Origin of the sequence: Xanthobacter aminoxidans (assembly GCF_023571765.1) — a bacterium.
GTDB lineage: Bacteria > Pseudomonadota > Alphaproteobacteria > Rhizobiales > Xanthobacteraceae > Xanthobacter > Xanthobacter aminoxidans.
The window spans coordinates 1-1,173 of sequence record NZ_JAMJXC010000060.1 but is presented as its reverse complement, the minus strand read 5'-3'; the positions used below and the strand labels follow the sequence as shown (position 1 = coordinate 1,173).

The following is a 1,173-nucleotide window of genomic DNA, read 5'->3' as shown; positions in this document are numbered from 1 at the left end:
CGTGGATTGCATGTTGCGTTGTCGATCCCTTGGGATTGGGATCGGGGACGCCGGCGGGACCTTGCGACGTGGAGGGTCTTGCCGACCGAGGGCATCTCAGGGTCCGCCGGCGTCACGGTCGTCTCGCGCGTACGGAAGAATGGGCTCAGCGCCCGGATAGCAATCCTGCGCGACAGACCAGACCGCCATGGTGAGGGAGGCGGAGATGGCGAACAAGCGCATTCTGGGGTTCGATGTCTCGAAGGCATGGATCGATGTGGCAGAGGCCGGCAGCGGCACCACATGGAGGCTCGCCAACACGCCGCAGGCCGTTGCCAATTTCCTGCGGACGACAGGCCCCATTGCCCTCGCCGCCTTCGAGGCGACAGGCGGCTATGAACGGGATCTGCAGGACGCGCTCGGCGCGGCGGGCATCCCCTTCGCCCGCGTGCATCCCAACCGGATCGCCGCCTTCCGCACCCGGCGCGGGATCAAGGCCAAGACCGACCGCATCGACGCCCGGCTGATCGCCGATTTTGCCGCCCTGGAGATCGACCGCTGCGGGCTGGCGCCCTTGATGGAGGGCGAGCCGGCCCTGCGCGAGATGGTGGCGCGCCGCCGGCAGCTGGTGGATGCGCTCCAGGCCGAGCGATGCCGCATGGCGCTGGCCCGCAGCCCGGCGGTCTGCGCCAGCTTCGAGGGCGTGGTGGCGGCCCTGAGGAGCGCCCTTGATGCCCTGGAGGCGGAAATCCGCGCCACGCTGGCCGCGCACGAAGAGCTGGCAGCGATGGCGCGGCACCTGCGCAGCCTGTCCGGGGTCGGGCCGGTCACGGTCATGACCCTGCTCGGCGAATTGCCGGAACTGGGACGCCTCTCGGCCAAAGAGATCGCCAGCCTCGCCGGGCTGGCCCCTCGCACCCGGGCCAGCGGGACCCGGACATGGCGCGCCACCACCGGCCATGGCCGTCCCGGCGTGCGCCTCGTCCTGTTCAACGCCGCGCGCTCGGCCATCCGCCACAACGCCCCGATGAAGGCCTTCTACCAGCGCCTCGTCACCGAAAACCGCAGGCCGGGGAAGGTCGCCCTCGTCGCCGTCATGCGAAAGATGCTCGTCATCCTCAACGCCATCGCAAGGGACAAAACCGACTGGAGCGGCGCCAAACCCGCTTGACCCCAATCACGGAAGATGCCCGG

The 1,173-nt window shown here is 69.7% G+C and carries 1 protein-coding gene; it reads left to right on the top strand.

Annotated elements, in window-relative coordinates:
• Nucleotides 1-205: 205 nt before the first annotated feature.
• On the top strand, nt 206-1,150 hold the full coding sequence (locus tag EJ105_RS27610; RefSeq protein ID WP_250168885.1) for an IS110 family RNA-guided transposase: 945 nt from the start codon (nt 206-208) through the stop codon (nt 1,148-1,150).
• Nucleotides 1,151-1,173 lie beyond the last annotated feature (23 nt).

Excerpts from the sequence above, each read along its gene's own strand:
- EJ105_RS27610 (WP_250168885.1), top strand. The coding sequence starts at position 206 with ATGGCGAACAAGCGCATTCTGGGGTTCGATGTCTCGAAGGCATGGATC.